General features: G+C 73.8%; 11 protein-coding genes. 6 read left to right on the top strand and 5 right to left on the bottom strand.

The window, feature by feature from the left end; translation table 11 throughout:
* The first annotated feature begins 21 nt into the window (after positions 1-21).
* Entirely contained in the window at positions 22-2,073 is a 2,052-nt protein-coding gene (locus tag M4J07_RS20850) for a hypothetical protein (protein WP_255974098.1), read from the top strand.
* On the opposite strand, the gene M4J07_RS20855 is transcribed toward M4J07_RS20850, so the two are convergent.
* The 4 genes from M4J07_RS20855 to M4J07_RS20870 are packed head-to-tail and all read right to left on the bottom strand — an operon-like array spanning position 2,037 to position 8,065.
* Positions 2,037-3,653, bottom strand: a complete 1,617-nt coding sequence (locus tag M4J07_RS20855; RefSeq protein ID WP_255974099.1) for an acyltransferase — start codon at positions 3,651-3,653, stop codon at positions 2,037-2,039. The two genes, M4J07_RS20850 and M4J07_RS20855, sit on opposite strands and share 37 nt — an antisense overlap.
* 1 nt (position 3,654) lies before the next feature.
* Entirely contained in the window at positions 3,655-4,965 is a 1,311-nt protein-coding gene (locus M4J07_RS20860) for a glycoside hydrolase family 28 protein (protein WP_255974101.1), read from the bottom strand.
* Complete coding sequence (locus M4J07_RS20865) at positions 4,965-6,362, bottom strand: glycoside hydrolase family 28 protein (RefSeq protein WP_255974103.1); 1,398 nt, start codon at positions 6,360-6,362, stop codon at positions 4,965-4,967. Before M4J07_RS20865 ends, M4J07_RS20860 begins: the two co-directional genes overlap by 1 nt.
* Positions 6,359-8,065: a glycoside hydrolase family 127 protein gene (locus tag M4J07_RS20870; RefSeq protein ID WP_255974104.1), complete on the bottom strand. Its 1,707-nt coding sequence runs from the start codon at positions 8,063-8,065 to the stop codon at positions 6,359-6,361. Before M4J07_RS20870 ends, M4J07_RS20865 begins: the two co-directional genes overlap by 4 nt.
* Before the next feature lie 236 nt (positions 8,066-8,301).
* Here M4J07_RS20870 and M4J07_RS20875 point away from each other — a divergent pair, with 236 nt between their 5' ends.
* From M4J07_RS20875 to M4J07_RS20890, 4 genes are read left to right on the top strand one after another with little or no spacing between them, the layout of a single operon-like run.
* Positions 8,302-9,315, top strand: coding sequence for a zinc-dependent alcohol dehydrogenase (locus M4J07_RS20875; protein WP_255974106.1), 1,014 nt, complete (start codon positions 8,302-8,304; stop codon positions 9,313-9,315).
* Positions 9,316-9,374: 59 nt separating this feature from the next.
* A complete protein-coding gene (locus M4J07_RS20880; protein ID WP_255974107.1) occupies positions 9,375-10,634 on the top strand; it encodes a RuBisCO large subunit C-terminal-like domain-containing protein in 1,260 nt (419 codons plus the stop codon).
* A complete protein-coding gene (locus tag M4J07_RS20885; protein ID WP_255974109.1) occupies positions 10,631-12,001 on the top strand; it encodes a four-carbon acid sugar kinase family protein in 1,371 nt (456 codons plus the stop codon). The genes M4J07_RS20880 and M4J07_RS20885 overlap by 4 nt, the downstream gene beginning before the upstream one ends.
* Positions 11,998-14,565, top strand: a complete 2,568-nt coding sequence (locus M4J07_RS20890) for an alpha-L-rhamnosidase (protein WP_255974110.1) — start codon at positions 11,998-12,000, stop codon at positions 14,563-14,565. The genes M4J07_RS20885 and M4J07_RS20890 overlap by 4 nt, the downstream gene beginning before the upstream one ends.
* On the opposite strand, the gene M4J07_RS20895 is transcribed toward M4J07_RS20890, so the two are convergent.
* Positions 14,531-16,381, bottom strand: a complete 1,851-nt coding sequence (locus tag M4J07_RS20895; protein ID WP_255974112.1) for a beta-L-arabinofuranosidase domain-containing protein — start codon at positions 16,379-16,381, stop codon at positions 14,531-14,533. The two genes, M4J07_RS20890 and M4J07_RS20895, sit on opposite strands and share 35 nt — an antisense overlap.
* An 86-nt stretch (positions 16,382-16,467) precedes the next feature.
* Between M4J07_RS20895 and M4J07_RS20900 the strand changes: the two genes are divergently transcribed.
* A partial coding sequence (locus tag M4J07_RS20900) for a glycoside hydrolase family 2 TIM barrel-domain containing protein (RefSeq protein WP_255974114.1) occupies positions 16,468-18,511 on the top strand: 2,044 nt, incomplete at its 3' end.

The raw sequence follows: 18,511 nt of genomic DNA on the forward strand, positions 1-18,511 counted from the left end.
TGCATGGATGGGGAGTTGGTAATGTCTCGCATCGCTGACGGTGACAGGTGGCTGGAACTGGCCGAAGGGCCTGACGGCCGGCCACGTCTCGGCTTCGGACATGCCGCGCACCCGGGGGGCCGGTGCTTCGAGGTCGACCTGCACGACCTCTTCGTGGTGTCCGTGGGGCGGCCGTGGGCGGTCCTGCGCCCCGGACTCCGCAGCTGGCGGGCCGACTGCGACGACCGGTCCCTCGCGGTGAGCGTGGAGCTCGACGACGGGCCGCCGGGGCTCGTCGCCGACCTGCGCTGCGCCTTCGTCCGGGGGATGCTCCGCCTGGACGTGACCTGGCGCAACACGTCCCAGCACCACATCCGGGAAGCCGTGCTGGGGGTGTGCCTGCCCCTGCCCGCGCTGCGCCCCGAGTCCGTCACGCTGCCCCAGGTCCTGTACCGCGGCAACCCGTCCGCCGACCCCTCACGCGTCGTGCCGCGGCTCGGCCCGTGCCCCGACGAGGGCCTGGTCGTCGAGGACCACCGGCTCCCCGTGCCCGCCGCCCACGCGGAGTGGGGCGCGCCCTCCCACAGGTGGTATGCCACCCTCTACGCGGCGGAACCCGGCGACGGATCCCTGGGCGCGCTGTCCGGCGGGCGCGGCATCTGCCTGCTGGGCGTCAGCGGCGCACTGCTCTTCGCCGGACAGCCGGACACGGCCTACGTGCACAAGGGCCGGACCGCCCCCTGCGACGACGGGTACCGGACGCTGCCGCCGGGCGCCGAACACCACAGCCGCCACGCCGTCGACTGGGGCCGCCCCACCCGCCCGGGGCACGGCTTCCGCGCCCTGGTCCACCGGGGCATCGACCTCTACCGGCCGCGCGGGGCACGCCCGTTGGAGCTCGACGACCTGATCCGGCTCAAGACGTCCGCCCTGGACCGCCGCTGGCACGACCGCGACGGGGCGGCGGGCTACCTGAAGTTCACCGGACCCGACCACACCCCGGGATTCCTGTACGGCTGGACGGGGCAGGCCCTCAAACTCGCGTGGTGCGACGCCCGCATCGGCGTCGAGGAAGGCGCTTCGTGGCGCGTCGAACGGGCCCGCCGCGCCGTGAACTTCTACCTCGACGGCAGCGCCGCCCCCGACGCTCCGGGACTGCGCCTCAGCTTCTACGCCACCGACTCGGGCACCTGGTCGGGGTTCGAACGGGACGGCACCGGCCCCTTCGTGTCCGCCCGCGCCTACGGCGACACCCTGGCCGACCTCGCCGACGTCATCCTGCTGTTCCGCGCGCACGGCCACGCCGTGCCGTACGGCTGGGTGCACGCGCTCACCGACGGGGTGCGCGCCACCTGCGGGGAGGGGCCGCCCCCGTACGGCTGGCGGCCGGACGGCACACCGCTGCCCGGCGCCGGCTCGGCGGCCGCACTCCCGTGCGTCCTCGCCCTGTTGAAGGCCCACCGCGTCACCGGCGACCGCGCCCTGCTGCGTCACGCCGAGGCACTGACGGAGGAGTACCGGCGCCGCCATGCGGACGACTTCTCCACCCCGTTCGCCCATGCCACCCTCGACGCCGCCTGCGAGGACAAGGAGGGCGGCATCGGCTACTTCCTGTGCGCGTACGAACTGCTGCGGCTCACCGGCAAGAAGCGTTGGGCGGTCTGCGCGCAGGAGGCCGCGGACTGGCTGCTCACCTGGGTCTACCAGTGGAGTCCGGCCTTCCAGGGCGGCTTCGAGACGACCGGGTGGCCGGGCGTCAGCGTGCAGAACCACCACGTCGACGTGTTCTTCCCGGCCCATGAACTCGCGCGCCTCGGCGACCTGGTGGACCGGCCGGTGTACCGGCGGCTCGGCGAGACGACCCTCGCCGCCTTCGGGCAGGGCGTCTGCACGCGGCCCGGCGAGTGGGGGTTCCAGCAGCCGGGCGAGCAGGCCGAGGGGTTCTTCCCCACCAACTGGCAGGACCGCGGCACGAGCAACACCTGGAACCCGTCGTGGGTGACGGCCCAGGTGCTGTCGCAGGCGCTGCGGATGCGGGCCGCGGGCGGCCTCGCCGCTCAGCCCGTGCCGGTGCGCGCCGGCTCGGGGCGGTGAACGCCGCGCGGGCGGTAGCCGAGCGCGTCCGAGAGGCCCAGGTGGTCGGCGAGGAGCCAGGTGACCGCGAGCCACATCTCGGTGCCCTGCAGGCCCGGCGTGTGCGGGGCGCGGTCGCCGGGTTCGAGCGCGAAGGAGAACCCGGCGTCGTCCTGCCAGCGGCCCAGGACCCGCTCCAGCTGCCCCCGCGCCCAGTCCCGGCCCTCGCCGCCCCGGTGTCCGGTCTGCCGGGCGCACAGCCACAGCGGATGGATCACGTCGAGGACGTCACAGGCGGTACCCCGGTCCGAACCGAACCAGGCCGGGTCCCTGCTGTGCCCGAGCACGCTGTCCACGACGCGCTCGGGGTACGGCAGCGGCAGCCCGAACTGCGCGAACGTGCCGCGCGTCGCCCGGTAGAACCCGTTCACCGGCTGCCGCCAGCCGTCCTTGGGGCCCGGCGCCCCGTACAGGCCGTGCACCGGGTCGGCCCGGGTCAGCAGCCACCCGAAGAGGGTCTCGGTGAGCGGCGACGGCGCCGCGAACCGCAGGGCGGTGCCCACGCCGTCCACCCAGTGCCCGCTGCGCCACGCCTCCGTCCGCCACGGCAACCGGTCCAGACGCGCGACGAGCTCCTCCGGCGACAGCTCGGTGACGGCCCGCACCGGGTGCGCGAACCCCGAACCGAGCAGTTCCAGGGCGTACCCGACGCACAGGACGTGGTACATCGCAGCGTCGTCGTCCAGTGACGGCGCCGTTCCTCCGACCTCGGGCACGAGCCCGCTCACCGGATCCTGCAACTGCCGCATACCTACGGCGAGTTCCGCCCCGTCGGAGCCCGGCGGCGGCCCGTCGAGCAGCAGCGCCGAGATCTCCACGGCGTCGCACGGCGCCCGCACGGTCGGTGCGGCGCCCGGGCGGTCCGCCCAGGTGTCGTCGGTGCGGCAGCGGGCGAGGAGCGCCGGAACCTGCTCCCTGGCCCGCTCCGCGAACCGTTCCAGCCGCGCGTCCAGGCCGGCCGGCGGTTTCGGGGCGCTCCCGGTGTCGCGCCGGTCCCGTACCCGGCGGGCCGGGTTCCCCACCGCCACCGACCACGCGGGCAGGTCCTTCGTCACGACCGCGCCCGCGCCGACGACGCAGTGGTCGCCGATCGTGACGCCGTCGAGGACCACGACGTGCGAACCGATCCACACGTCGTCGCCGATGACGATGCCCTGCGAGGTGAGCGGCTGGCGGTGCACCGGCTCCTGAGGCGCGAACCCGTGGTTGAAGCCGAGCAGCGAGGTGTGGGCGCCCACCCGCACCCCGTCGCCGAGGACGATCCGGCCGCGGACGGTCGAGAACGGGTTGAGAGTGCAGTCCGGGCCGGCCCGCACGTCGTCCGTCACGACGGCGTGCGCGCCGATGTACGACCGGTCGCCCAGGTGCAGCGCGTCGGCGTGCACCCCCGCCCACGGCGACACGAACACCCGCTCGCCGAAGGCGGCGTCCCCGATCCGCTCCGCCAGCTCCTTCTGGTGGGCGAGCTGGTCGGCCTGCTGCCGTTCGTCGCTGCGGCTCCAGAACTCCCAGGGGCAGTGGTCGAACCTTCCCGGCCGCATGTCACCCTCCACCGGTCACCTTCTCCCGTACGAGACCTTCCACATGCTGTACGAGATCGGGCTCGGCGAGGTTCCCGAAGTGCACGTCGGAAAGGCGCAGTTCACGGATCGGGGCGTGGGCGTAGCCGCGGGCGAGGACGGCGCGACGGGCCCGGCCGACAGTCGCGCGGCTGATGCTGATGTCCCGCACCTGTGGCGGGTAGGCGCCCGTGTCGCCCTCGCCGCGCTCGAAGTCGCAGGTCACGAACTCCTTGGTGAGGTGCGTGACGGTGAGGTCGGCGAGGTGGATGTTCTCCGCGAAGCCGCCGCGCACGGAGTTCGTCTTGATGTAGAGGCCGAAGTAGAGCCCGGGACCGCCGATCCGGCAGCGGCGCACGTACACGTTGCGGATGCCGCCCGTCATGTCGCTGCCGAGGGTGACGGCGCCGTACCGGTGCCGCAGGACGCAGTCCTCGACGACGATGTTCTCGCTGGGCGTCGCGATCCGGCGGCCGTCGGCCTCGCGGCCCGACTTGATGGCGATGCAGTCGTCGCCCGCGGTGATGTCGCAGCGCCTGATGACGACGTCCTGGCAGGACTCGGGGTCGATGCCGTCGTTGTTGGGGCCGGGGCTGTCGATCGTCACGTCCTGGATCAGCACGTTGCTGCACAGCACCGGGTGGATCTCCCACATGGGGGAGCGGATGATGGTGACCCCTTCGACGAGGACCCCGTGGCAGCTCTGGAACTCCACGAAGTTGGGCCGGAACCGGCAGCCGTCCGCGTAGACGCGGCGCTCGACGGGGTCGCCGTCCTCGGCCTGCCGCCACAGTCGCGGCCAGTCCTCCTCCTGGTGCCGGATGCCGCGCCGCCAGCCGAACTCGGCCTGCCCCGACCATGGCCACCAGTGCTCCTCGTCGGCCTGCCCGTCGAGGACCCCGCGCCCGGTCACCGCCACGTTCCGCTCGTCGCGCGCGTATACGAACGGCGCGTAGCCGTAGCACTCCACCCCCTGGAAGCGGGTCAGGACCGGCGGCAGGTACGCGGCCGGGTCCTGGCGGAAGCACAGCGTCGCGCCCTCCTCCAGATGGAGCTCGACGTCGCTGCGCAGCCGTACGGCGCCGGTGAGGTAGGTGCCCGGGGGAACGGTGACCCGCCCGCCGCCCGCCGTGTGGCAGGCGGTGATCGCGCGGCGCAGTGCCGTCGTGCAGTCGGTGCGGCCGTCGCCGACCGCGCCGTACCGGGGGACGGGGAAGTCCCGGTCGGGGAAGCGGGGGCGCACCACCCGCGCCACGATCGCGTCGGCCTCCCGCCAGGGGGCTGCGGTGTCCATCAGGCCGTCGCCTCCTGGCCGTTCACGGTGACCCGGGTCAGCACCAGGCTCTCGACGTCGACCACCTCGTTGGGTCCCGTCATGCCGTCGAAGCGGCAGTCGGTGAACCTGACGTCGCGGATCGGGTTCGCGTCGTTGCCGAGGAGCGTCCACGCGCGGGGCCCGCTCTGTGCCGTCAGGTTCCGCACCTGGATGCCACGTACATCGGGGTAGTAGGGGCCGGTGTCGATCCGCTCGTAGTTGAGGGCGACCTCGACGACGACCTCGCCGACCTGCCCGACCTCGATGCCGTCGCACAGCACGTCGCGGATGTGGCCGCCGCGCACCGGGTTCGACTTGATGCGGATGGCCCGGTCCAGGTCGGGGCTGGACATACGGCAGTCGCGGGCCACGATGTCGTGGACCCCGCCCGTCGTCTCGCTGCCGATGGTGACGCCGCCGTGCCCGTCGCGCATCTCGCACCGCTCCACCAGGGCGTGCGCCATGGGCACGTCGACGCGCCGGCCGTCGGCGTTCTTCCCGGCCTTGAAGGCGATGCAGTCGTCGCCGGTGTCGAACACGCAGTCCTGGATGAGGACGTAGGCGCAGGACTCCGGGTCGCAGCCGTCGTTGTTGGGGCCGTTCGGACTGTCCACGGTGACGCCGCGCACGGTCACGTTGGTGCACAGGACCGGGTGGATGTTCCACATCGGTGAGTCGCGGACGGTGACGTCCTCGATGAGGACGTCCTGGCAGCGGTAGAACTGCACCATGTTCGGCCGCAGATGGTGCCCCTCGCCGAAGACCCGCTCCTCGACGGGCACGCCGGCCTCGGCCCAGGCGAGCAGCTGCTGTTTGTCGGGCGACTCGGGGGAGGGGCCGCCGTCGACGCCCTTCGTCCAGTTCCACCAGTGGTCCGCGTCGGCCTGCCCCTCCAGGACGCCGCGACCGGTGAGCGCCACCGTCCGGCAGCCGTACGCGTACACGAACGGCGAGTAGTTGAAGCACTCGGTGCCCTCGTAGCGGGTGTACACCGCGGGCAGGTACGCGGCCGGGTCCTGCCGGAACCGCAGGGTGGCGCCCTGCTCCAGGTGCAGGTCGATGCGGTCGCGGAGCTGGACGGCTCCGGTCAGCCAGTCGCCGGGCGGCACCACGACCCGCCCGCCGCCCGCCGCGGCGCAGGCGTCGATCGCGGCCCGGATCGCGCTGGTGCAGTCGTGCACGCCGTCGCCCACCGCGCCGTGGTCGGTGATCGGCACGGTGCGGCGCGGGAAGCGCGGGGTGCGGATGCCGGCGAGGATGCGGGCGGCCCGCCGGTCGGTCGCGGTCGCGGCCCGCGCGGGGCCCGCGGACAGCCACAGCGCGGCCGACGCCCCCGTCGCGGCGGCCAGGAACGTTCTGCGTCGTGGTGCGCTCACCAGGACCACTCCTCGGCCGGTACGTGCAGGGCGTGCTCGCGCAGCGGCGCGTGCGGTTCGACGGTGCGGGCGGTGTACATGGGGCGGGTCCTGCCTTCCGGTTCGATGCCGATGACGTCGTCGCCGCGCCAGCGCACCCGGTACGAGCGGCCGGCCGCGGTCTCCTCGGTGACACGCTCCGCGAGGGGGAACGTGACGGTGATCCGCTCGCCCGCGCGCGGTGCCGGAAACCGCAGCGTGCCGTCCGGCGCCCACATGCCGGGCTCGCCGCCGCGCGCCGTGTGCCCGCCGCGGGCGACGAGCAGGTGTGCGTGGCCCGCCCAGTCGGGCACCCGCATCCGCAACTCGGCGCAGTCGCGGCGGACATGGAGGTCGACGCGGCCCTCGTGCGGCAGATGGCTGTGCACGTCGACGAAGGAGCTGCCTCGGTTGAGCAGCAGGTTGACCCGGACGAGCCGCTCGTCCCCGGTCACGGCCGCCGCCCATCCGGTGAACAGGCCCCGCACTCCCGAGCCCACGCAGCACGCCTGCACGTCGGCGGTGTGGCCGCGGCCGAGGACCGCGTCGTTCACGTAGTCGTTCGGAGCGCCGTACCCGGCGAACGCGCCGCGCACCCGCTCGCCGACCCGGTGCCGGGTCACCCAGCCGGGCTCGTCGCCCTCGCGGTCGGGCGCGGAGCGCACCCAGTCGACGTCGGTCAGCTGGGACGTCGTCAGGTGCCCGCGCAGGAACCGCTCGACGACCGCCCAGTACCGCGTGTGCCCCGCCCCGGCGAGCGTCGTCCCGATGCCGATCAGGTCGACGAGGGAGCACGTCTCGTGCTCGAACCGCTGCCCGGCCAGATCGCCGGGCGTCCAGCCGTACGCGGTGCACCGCGCGAGTGCCCAGTCGAACGAACGGCGCACGTACGCGGTCAGCGCGTGATCACCGGTGTGCACGGCGTACTTGGCGAGTCCGTCGAGGGTGCCGAGCCGGGTGTGGAAGTGGCCGCTGCGGTAGGCGAGCGCCGCGTTGAACGAACCGTCATCGGCGAACACCCCGCTGTACTCGGTGATCAGCCGGGCGAACCAGCCGCACAGCTCCAACGCCTGTGCGTTGCCGGTGAGCCGGTGCCAGCGCAGCAGCGGCATGATCAGGCGGCCGCAGAACGACGCCGGGTCCGGCGCCAGGTGCAGCTGCACGGCGTGCGCCGACGGCCAGCCGTCGCGCGTGTACTCGGAGGCCGGGTAGTACCAGACGTCGCGTTCCTTCACCGCGATCCGGTGCAGTGCCCCGACCAGCCGGTCGGCGGCCGCGCGCACCTGCTCGTCGCCGTCGTCCTGGAACCAGGTGGTGAGCGCGAGCAGCGTCGCCCGCTGGTCGATCAGGCCGGCGGTCGCCTCCCAGTGGCCGCGAGGATGGGTGCGCCGCCAGGTCAGGCCGTCGGGGCCGAGCAGGTCGAGGAGCGTCTTCTTGTACGCCTTCTCGGCCGGTGCCCACCAGGCGGCGCCGGTCATCCGCCGGGCCAGCACGCAGGCGTCGGTGAGCCGGCCGTGGCTGGAGCCGTAGTCCCAGTCGCCGTGCCGCAGTTCCGCCGGGTCGGCGAGCAGGTCGGCGCTGAAGAAGGGGAGGCCGTCGAGGTCCGGGTCGGCCAGGTTGACGACCGCGTTCATGGCCAGCTCGGCCCGTTCTTCCAGAAGGAGTGTTGCTGGTATGCCAGGCATGGGGATCTCGCCGTCTCGGAGTCCGGAGGAGCGCTGATGAGGGCGAACGTCAAGAACGCTAGGCGCGGCCGACGAGGAGCGTCAAGGGGTCAGAAAGTGCAGGACAGCGCCAACTCATCGATGAATCGGGGGTGTTGACGAGGCGTCGCACCGGCTTTACGGTTCCGGACAACCGCTCGCACCAGGTGGCATGCCAGCCTCTCGGATCGGGTGGACGGAGACGGTTCGGAGGGCTGATGCGCACAGCCGTACTGAGACAGGTCCGGAGAATCGAGGTCGAGCGGGTCGCGGCTCCGCGGCCCGCGGCGGGCGAGGCGCTCGTCGAGCTGCGCTCGGTCGGCCTGTGCGGCAGCGATCTCGCCGCGTTCCGCGGCCACCATCCCTTCCGCAGCCCACCCGTCGTCCTCGGCCACGAGGGCGCGGGCCGCGTCGTGCGCGCCGCGTCCGGCCGGGGACCGGCCGATGGCACGCGCGTCGCCGTCCTGCCCCTGGCCGCCTGCCGCCGCTGCGAGCGGTGCGAGAGCGGCCTCGCCCACCTGTGCCCGCACCGCAGGGTGCCCGGCGCCGGACTCCCGGGGCTGCTCGCGGGCCGGGTCGCCCTGCCCGTCGAGACCCTGGTCCCCATCGACGACGAACTCACCTACGACGAGGGCGCGTTGATCGAGCCGGCCGCCGTGGCCTGGCACACCGTACGGGCGGCGGGCGTGCGGCACGGCAGCCGGGTCGCGGTGCTCGGCGCGGGCGCCGTCGGTGCGCTCACCGCGGCCACGGCCCGGCTCCACGGGGCGGCGGACGTCCTGGTCAGCGATGTGCGCGAGGCGGCCCTGACGCTGGCCGCGTACGTCTCCGGCTGCCGCACCCGCCGCGTCGGCGACGTCGGCACGGAGGACCTCACGGAATCCGCCGACGCCTTCGACGCGGTCGTCGTCGCCTCCGGCCACCCCACCTGCCTGGACGAGGCGCTCACCCTGTGCCGCCCGCGCGGCACCGTGATCGTCCTGCCCATGTTCGCCCGGCCCGTCACGGCCGCCCTCAACCCGCTCGTCCTCAAGGAGATCCACGTCAGGGGCGCCTGCCTGTACACCCCCGACGACTTCCGCGCCGCGGCCCGCGCGGTGGGCGCCCGCACCCTCGACGTACGCCCGCTCGCGACGGCCGAGGCGCTGCCGCTCGATGCCGCGCAGGACGTCTTCGAGGCGTTCGACGGGGGCCACGACACGGTCAAGTACCGCCTGGATCCGTCCCGTTGACCAGCCGGCCCGCCTACTGGCCGGGCCGCTGACCCGCGCCGAACAGTGAGGAGGCCCTGATGAGCGCCACACACGTGCTGGCCACCTACGACATCGCGACCCATCTGCCACCCGCGGAAGCCGCAGAGATCCTCGCCGGCGAGCAGTCGACCGGCACGTTCGTGCGGGTACCCGGTGAGTCCGCACGGCTGCGGGAACGCTTCGGGGCACGCGTCATCGAGGTCACCGAGCTGCCCGACGACGGCCTCCCGCCGCTGCCCGGCGCCGCCGGACCACCCTCGGGCGCCACGGATGTGCCGCACCGGGCCCGCGTCCGGATCGCGTTCCCGCTCCACAACTTCGGCCCCTCCCTGCCGAACCTCCTCGCGGCCGTCGCGGGCAACCTCTTCGAACTGCGCGAACTCGCCGCCGTACGCCTCGTCGACCTCGACCTGCCGCCCGCGTTCGCCCGCCGCTACCCGGGCCCCGCGTTCGGCGTCGCCGGCACCCGGCGGCTCACCGGCAGGCCCGACGGAACCCTGATCGGCACCATCGTCAAACCGGGGGTCGGCCTCGACCTGGACGCGCTGCGCACCCTCGTCCGCGAACTCGCCCTCGCCGGCATCGACTTCGTCAAGGACGACGAACTCACCGCGAACCCACCGCACGCCCCACTGCGCGACCGCGTCGCCGTGGTCACCGAGGAACTCGACAAGGCCGCACGCCGCACGGGCCGACGCACCATGTACGCCTTCAACATCACCGACGACATCGACCGCCTCGCCGCCCATCACGACCTCGTGCGCGACGCGGGCGGCACCTGCGTCATGGTGTGCGTCCAGACCGTCGGCCCGGCGGGCGTCGCGTACCTGCGCCGCCGCAGCACCCTGCCGATCCACGGCCACCGCGCGATGAGCGGCGCCCTGCTGCGCAGCCCGCAGATCGGCCTCGGTCCTGTCGTCTTCCAGAAGCTGGCCCGCCTGGTCGGCGTCGACCAGCTGCACGTGGGCGGCGTCGCGAGCAAGTTCTACGAGTCCGACGCCGACGTCGCCGCAACCGTGCGCGCCGTCCGCAGCCCGCTGTTCGACGGCTACGAGACGCTGCCCGTCCTGTCCTCCGGCCAGCACCCGGGCCTCGCCCACCGCACGTACCGGCTCCTGGGCACCAGCGACCTGCTGGTGCTCGCGGGCGGCGGCATCCACGCTCACCCGGACGGGCCGGCCGACGGGGTCGCGGCCATGCGCTCGGCCTGGCACGCCGCCGTGGCGGGCGAGTCCCTCGACCGGCGTGCCGCCCGCGACCGGCCGCTCGCCCGCGCCCTCGAACGGTTCGGCGCATGAGCCCTCGGCCCCGCCTCGCGTTCTACGGCGACGACGTGACGGGCTCCACGGACGCCCTCGCGCAGTGCCATCGGGCCGGACTGCGCGGCACGCTGGTCTTCTCCTGGGCGGGCCGCGTCGCCGCGTCACCTGCTCCCGTCGGCGACGTCATCGGCATCGCGGGCACCGCCCGCGCCCTGTCCACCGACGCCATGGACGCCGAGGTGGGGCCCGCGCTCGAAGCGCTGCGGGCGACCGGCGCCGGGTTCGTCCAGTACAAGATGTGCTCCACCGCCGACTCGGCCCCGCACCGGGGCAGCCTGGGACGAGCCGCGGAGATCGGCCGCGACGTCTTCGGCGCAGCGCCTGTCCCGCTGCTCGCCGCACAGCCCGACTTCGGCCGCCACACCGTCTTCGGCCACCACTTCGCCACCGACGACGACGGCCACGTGCACCGCCTCGACCGGCAGCCCACCATGTCCCGGCACCCGGTGACCCCCATGACCGAGTCGGATCTGCGCCGCCACCTGGCACGGCAGACCCGGCTTCCCGTCGCCTCGCTCGACGTGAGCGCCTACGAACTGCCCTTCGCGCAGGCCCGATCGCGCTACGAAGCCGTCCTCGCCGCCGCGCCGGGCCTGGTCGTCCTCGACGCCCTGACCGCCGCGCACGCGCGGTACGCGGCCCGGCTCGTCCTCACCACAGAAACCACTGGAACCATCGGAACCACCGGAGCCGCCGACCCGGCCCGTTTCGCCATCGGCTCGGGCGGCCTCACGCTGGCCGTGGCCCAAGTCCTGGCCGGAGCACCGGCGACGAGACCGTACTCGGCGCCTTCGCCCGCCCGCACCCTCGTCGTCTCCGGCAGCCGTGCCCCGCGCACCGCCGCCCAGATCGCCCACGCCCGCGACCGCGGCTGGCGGACGGTGGAGGTGCCCGCCGACCCGAGGCGCGGCTGCGACACCACACCCGCGGCTCTCGCCCGGTTACGGGACGCCGTACGCGAAGCGCTCGACGGACAGGCACCCGGAGCCATGGTTCACGCGGGCCCCAACAGCGGCACAGACCCCGGGGACACGCTCGGCGACGCCCTCGCGCACGCCGCCCGCACCGCCGTCACCGATGCCGGGGCGACCCGGCTCGTCGTGGCGGGCGGCGACACCGCAGGCCGCGTCCTGCGTCGCCTGGACGCCCGCACCGCCGAGATCGACACGCTGCTCGCCCCCGGCGCGGCCCTGTGCCGACTGACCTTCGCCGACCCCGCCCTGAACGGTGTCACCGCGCTCCTCAAAGGCGGTCAGGCCGGACCGGTCGATCTGTTCGAACGGGCCGCCGGCCGCACCGGAGCCGTACCGACCGCGACTGCCCCCAGGGAGCCAGCCCCATGACCGCCGCCCCGCACACCCTGCGCACCGACCACCTCACCGATCCCCTCGGCATCGACAACCAACACCCCGACCTCACCTGGCAGTTGTCAGCCGGAACTCAGCAGGCCCACCAGGTCCAAGCAGCCACCGCCCCGGGACTCCTCGCCTCCGGCACCTGCGATCTGTGGGACAGCGGACGCGTACCCGGTCCAGCGCACGTCGGCGTCCGCTACGCGGGCAAGCCGCCGGGCGCCCGGCAGCGCGTGTGGTGGCGGGTACGCGTCTGGGGGGACGAAGGGCCCTCGCCGTGGAGCGCCGCCGCCACCTGGGAGACCGGCCTGCCCACCGAGGACGACTGGTCGGACGCTCGGTGGATCACGGCGCCGGACCTCGGCGCGGGCGACCGACTGCCGCTGCTCGCCCGCGACTTCACCTTGCCCGACGCCCCGGTGCGGGCCCGCCTGTACGCCACCGCGCTCGGCGTGTACGAAGCGTTCGTCAACGGCACCCGGGCCGGCGACGCCCTCCTCGAACCCGGCTGCACCGCCTACGACCAGCGCCTGCTGTACGCCACGTACGACATCACCGACGCCTTGCGCGCGGGGCCCAACACCGTCGGCATCAGCCTGGGCAACGGCATCGCGCGCGTCCTCGACACCGACGGCCGCTACACCAAACTGCGCGCCGACCACGGCGACCCGCGCGCTCTCGCCCTGCTGTACGCCGAGTTCGCCGACGGCACGTCGACGACCCTCGTCAGCGACGAACACTGGTCCGCCGCGCCCGGTCCCGTCACCGTCTCGGCCTGGTTCGGCGGCGAGGAGCACGACGCACGCCTGGAGCAGGCCGGCTGGCACCGCCCCGGCGCCGACCGCGGCGGCTGGCGTCCGGCCGTCGCCGCGCCCCTGCCGGGAGCGGTGGCCCTGACCGCTCGGGCCCACCCGCCGATCGAGGTCGTCGAGACCCTGACCCCCGTCGCCCTGAGCGAACCCCGGCCCGGCGTCCACGTCTTCGACCTCGGCGTGAACATCGCCGGCCGCCCCCGTCTCGACGTCACCGGTCCCGCGGGCACCTCGGTCGTGATCCGCCCCGCCGAACTCCTCGCCCCCGACGGCACGGTGAACCAGCGCTTCACCGGCACCCCCTGCTTCGACCGCTACACCCTGCGCGGCGACCCGGACGGCGAGAGCTGGCACCCGGCGACCGTCTACCACGGCTTCCGCTACCTCCAGGTCGAAGGGCTGCCCGCACCACCCGCCCCGGACGCGGTGCGCGGCGAGGCGATGCGCGTCGCCAACACCCGGGCGGGAGGCTTCCGTTGCTCGTCCGACCTGCTGAACGGGATCCACCGCCTCATCGACCGGGCCGTGCAGGGCAACATGTACAGCGTCCTCACCGACTGCCCGCACCGCGAGAAGCTCGGCTGGCTGGAACAGGCCCACCTCGTGTTCCCCGCCGTCGCGGGCTGCTACGACGTCGCCGCCTACTACCGCAAGCTCGTGCGTGACATGGCCGACGCCCAGACCGACACCGGACTCGTCCCGGACATCGCCCCCGAGTACACCGTCTTCGAGGACAAGTTCCGCGACGACGCGAACTGGGGCGGCGCGATCGTCCTCGCCCCCTGGTGGCTGCACCGCACCTACGGCGACACCGCCACCCTGCGCGCCCACTACCCGCACATGCTGCGCTACCTCGCCCACCTCGACTCCCGCTCCCGCGACGGCGCGGGGCTGATCCTGGAGCACGGACTCGGTGACTGGATCGCGTTCGACGACTCCACGCCCAAGGCCGTCACCGCGACCTTCGCCCTCCAGCGGATCCTCGCCGCGCTCGGCGACATCGCGGAAGCGATCGGCAGGACCGGGGACGCGGCCGCCCACCGGGCCCGCGCCGCCGCCGTCGCCCGCGCCTTCCACGACGAGTTCTCCGACCCGCGCCACCCCACGTATGGCAGCGGCAGCCAGGCCTGCGACGCGCTCGCGCTGGCCGCCGGCGCCGTGCCGGAGGGGGAGCGGGCGGCCGTCCTCGACCACCTCGTCGCGGGTATCAGGGCGGCGGGCGACCACGTCACCGTCGGCGAGATCGCCCTGCCGTCCCTGCTGCGCGCGCTGTCCGACGGCGGCCGCGACGACGTCGTCCTCGACCTGTTGAGCCGGACCGACAACCCCAGCTACGGCTACCAGCTCGCCCACGGCGCGACCGCGCTGACCGAACGCTGGGACGGGCCCACGCGCGGCTCCTCGCAGAACCACTACATGCTGGGGGCCGCCGCCGAGTGGCTCACCGGGTCGCTGGCGGGGCTGCGGCAGGCCGCGGACTCCGTCGCGTACGAGCGGATCGTCGTCCGGCCCGCCCCGGTCGGCGATCTGACCTGGGCGAGCGCCTGGTACGACACCCCGCGCGGCCGGGTGTCCGTGGCCTGGCACCGGACGCCCCACGCGTTCCGGCTCACCGTCACCCTGCCGCCCGGCGCGGACTCACGGGTGGAGCTGCCGCTGCCGGGCGGCGGCCGTGACGTCCGCGAAGTGCCGCCCGGCAGCCACGAGTTCACGGTGCCGGGGGAGTGGGGTTTCGATGCGTGAGCGGGGCGGTCCGCACCGGGAAGTACACCGCGAACCGCTCGTCGGTCACCTCGTGCAACGGTATGAACCGCAGTCCGGCGCTCTGCCCGCGGGCCCGCCACGCGCCGCTCCAGCGGAACGGCTCGCGCTCCTCGTCGGGAGCCAGGAACGACTCGGGGCGCGTCACGTCCCCCACCAGCTCACGCTCCTCGTCGCACAGGCCCGCAAGCACCACCGGCCCGTCGAGGAACGCCACGGTGTCCGGCCGGTCCGGCAGAGGCTCGGCGCGCAGCCCGGTCGGCAGCGAGATCCGCACCGTCTGCCGGTGCCAGGACCGGCGCACCTGCACGAGCCCCGGCCCGTCGGGCACCGGCTGCGGCACCCCGTCGACCTCGACCGTCACGGGGCCGGTCACCCACTCCGGTACCCGCAGCCCGAGCGTGAACTCCACGGGCCGCCGGGCCCGCACCACCACCTCCACGGCCCACCGGTCCGGCCGCCGCACCGCCCCTGCCGCCCCGCCCGCGGCGATGTGCGAACCGATCCCCGTATCGGGACGCTGCTCCAACTCGATCCGCACGCCGCGCAGTTCGCACCGCACCGTGGACGGCACGTACTGGGCGAGCAGCAGCCCGCTCCCGTCGCCGTGGAGGTACCAGGCGTGCGCGGTGTGCAGGGTGTGGGCCTGCACCATCGTGCCGTGGCAGCACCAGAAGCTGTCGGTGGGCGTGCCCCACTTCTTCACCGAGCCGGGCCGCAACGGCAGGTAGTAGGCGGGCATCCCGGTCCGCGGATGCTGCTGGGCGAGGACGCCGTTGTGGACGGTGCGCTCGATGTGGTCGGCGTAGGCGAGGTCTCCGGTCCAGCGCAGCAGGGTGTGGGCCAGGCGGACCATGTGGTGCACGACGCAGTGCTCCTGGGTGCGCGTGCCCAGGCGGGCGGCGAACTCGTGCGGTGGTGTCCATACCTCCTCGCTGGTCTGCCCGCCCGTCGCGAACCGGCCGCGCCCGGTCACCGCACACCGCCAGTACGCCTCGACGACGCGCCGCCACCGCTCGTCGCCGGTCGCCTCGAACGCCCGTGCTGCGCCGAGGACTTCGGGGATCGTGGTGTTCGCGTGCCGGTTCGTGAGCGGGTCGTCGCCCGCGAGCAGCGGCTCGAACAGACGCGGCCGGTCGTAGCGGCGGACGAGGTCGAGATGCGTCTTGTCGCCCGTCGCGGCGTACAGGTCCGCCCACACCTCCAGCATGCCGCCCGTCTCGTGGTCGAGCAGATCGTCGAGCGCCGTCCGGTCGAGGTCCTCGGTGAAGCGGTGGAACCAGGGCGCGGCCCGCACCACGATGTCGAGCGCGACCTGGCTGCCCAGCAGGCGGTGGGCGTCCATCAGACCCATCAGGGTCTTGTGCACGGTGTAGTGCGGCGCCCACACGGGCCGGCCCGCGGCGATGCGGTGCAGGTACTTCTCGGGGATCGAGAACACCCAGGCGCCGCCGTTCTCCCGCTGGAGCAGAGCGAGTTGGGCGATGACGTCGTCGACGCGGGCGCGCAGCACCGGATCTCCGTCGGCGGCCGTGGCGCACAGGCGCGCGGCGGCGGACAGCCAGTGCCCGAGGAAGTGGCCGCGCAACTGCGAGTCGAGGGCCTCCCAGCCGCCGTGCCAGGCGGTCGTCGGCGCGGGTGCACCCGGTGCGAACAGGCCCGCCTCGAAGCGGTGGGCGCGCAGCAGGCAGTCGCTGTCCAGGCTCATGAGATACGCCCTGACCAGGGCGAGGCGCTGGGCGAAGGGGTTGGGGACGTCCAGGTAGTCGATGCGGCCGAGATGGGGAAGCAGTTGCACACTTCCAGCCGGTATCTCCGTATATGTCTCCATTGTGTCCATGGAGACGCCACGCAGGTCAAAAGTCAAGAGGGGACGGGTCGTTGATGCCGGACGCCACGGAAGCGCTGCCGTACTGGGAGGACCTGACTCCGGGCGCGGGCCTGCGTCCGCCCCGCGTCGCGCCGCCGCCCTCCGACGCCGCCCGGCTCGACCTCGGCGGCACCTGGTCCTTCAGGCTCTCGCCGACCGCCGACGCGCCGCTCGACTTCCTCGCCGGGCCCGCGCCCGCCGACCCCGCCTGGTCCCCGCTGCCCGTGCCGTCGCACTGGGTGCTGCACGGCCACGGCACGCCCCGCTACACCAACACCGCGTACCCGTTTCCCATCGACCCGCCGCACGTCCCCGACGCCAACCCGACCGGTGACCACCACCGTGTCTTCGACCTGCCCGCGGAATGGCGCCGGCACGGCACCGTGCTGCGGTTCGACGGGGTCGACTCGTGCTTCAAGGTGTGGCTGAACGGCCGCGAGCTCGGCATGTCCAAGGGCAGCAGACTGCCGTCCGAGTTCGCCGCGGGCACCGCACTGCGCACCGGCCGCAACCACCTCGCCGTCCGCGTCCACCGCTGGTCGTCCGGCAGCTACCTGGAGGACCAGGACATGTGGTGGCTGCCCGGCGTCTTCCGCGACGTGACCCTGCTGGAACGCCCCGCCGACGGCATCGACGACTTCTTCGTGCACGCCGGCTACGACCACGAGCGGCGCCTCGGACACCTGCGCATCGACACCCCGCTGCCCGCCCGCGTCTCCGTCCCCGAACTCGGCCTGCACGGCCACCCGGCCGGCGAACCCGTCACCCTGCCCGGTGTCGCGCCCTGGAGCGCCGAACAACCCCGCCTGTACGACGCCGATCTGACGTCCGCCGGGGAGCGGGTCCGGCTGCGGATCGGGTTCCGCACGGTCGCCGTCGTCGACGGGCGCTTCACCGTCAACGGCCGCCCCGTCCTGCTGCGCGGCGTCAACCGCCACGAGCACGACCCCGACCACGGCCGCGCCCTCACCGTCGACACGATGCGCGCCGACCTGCTCCTGATGAAGCAGCACCACGTCAACGCCGTCCGCACCGCCCACTACCCGCCCCACCCGGCCTTCCTCGACCTCTGCGACGAACTGGGCCTGTGGGTCGTCGACGAGTGCGACATCGAGACCCATGGCTTCATCCACGCGGCATGGGAGGGCAACCCCGTCGACGACCCGCGCTGGCGGCCGATGCTCATGGACCGGATGCGCCGCATGGTGGAGCGCGACAAGAACCACCCGAGCATCGTCATCTGGTCGCTCGGCAACGAGAGCCACGCGGGCGAGAACCTCGCCTCCCTCGAGGCCTGGACGCGAGACCGAGATCCTTCCCGGCCCCTGCACTACGAGCGCGACCGCACCTACCGGCACTCCGACTTCTACAGCCTCATGTACGCGCCCGTCGCCGACGTCGACCGCATCGGCCGCCGCGCCGAGGACGCACCGCCCGAGACGGAAGGACTGCCCGAACTGGAGGAGCGCAGGAGGGGCCTGCCGTTCCTGCTGTGCGAGTACGCGCACGCCATGGGCAACGGCCCCGGTTCACTGGAGGACTACCAGGAGGCGCTGGAGCGGCATCCGCGGTGCGCCGGCGCCTTCGTCTGGGAGTGGATCGACCACGGATTCCGCCGCACCACCGAGGACGGCCGGGAGTACTTCGCGTACGGCGGCGACTTCGGCGACCGGCCGCACGGCGGCACGTTCTGCGTGGACGGCCTGATCCGCCCCGACCGCACGCCGTCCCCGGGGCTGGCCGCCTACCGGAGGGCCGTCGAACCCGTACGCATGGCGATCGATCTCGCCGCGGGCCGGGTGAGCGTCCGCAACAGGTACGACGTGCGGGACCTCGCGCACCTGCGCTTCCTGTGGACCCTGGAGGTCGACGGGGTGCCTGGTGCGCAGGGCGAGTTGAAGACGCCCGACGTGGCCGCGCGGGACACCGGGGAGATCCCCGTGCCCGACCTGCCCGCGGTGGGCGGGGGCGAGGCCTGGCTGACCGTGCGCGCCGTGCTGGCCGCGGACGAACCGTGGGCCGGGGCCGGTCACGAAATCGCCTGGGCGCAGGCGCGCC

The sequence above is a fragment of the Streptomyces longispororuber genome (assembly GCF_024448165.1).
Lineage (GTDB): Bacteria > Actinomycetota > Actinomycetes > Streptomycetales > Streptomycetaceae > Streptomyces > Streptomyces longispororuber_A.